We start from the raw sequence: 278 nt of genomic DNA, 5'->3' as shown, positions 1-278 counted from the left end.
CCTGCGACCTGTTACGTGCGGACGCCGCCAAGATCGCGCAATTCCTCGTCGAGGCACAAGCCGCGCAGGCGGTCTATGATCCCCCCAGTGAACGCACCCCGCCGCCCGGCTATCGCAACGCCACGCCCGAGGATCTGCGCCGGTTGAACCTGACGGAAGCGATGCTGGAGCATCCCATCGATCCCACGACGGGCGAACCCACCGAGTTTCGGGCCGGCGTGTTCGTCAACAATGCCACGGGCGCGCCGCTGGTGGCTTTCAAGGGGACGACCATGACC

The 278-nt window shown here is 66.5% G+C and carries 1 protein-coding gene; it reads left to right on the top strand.

Features of this window, described 5'->3' with window-relative positions; all coding sequences use genetic code 11:
* The coding region (locus AC0L2C_RS34275) for a Tle-like phospholipase domain-containing protein (protein WP_473525543.1) at positions 1 to 278 on the top strand (278 nt) is incomplete at both ends.

The organism is Mesorhizobium sp. WSM4845 (genome assembly GCF_055811455.1).
The sequence above is the reverse complement of the archived record's forward strand: the minus strand, read 5'-3'. Positions and strand labels throughout refer to the sequence as shown.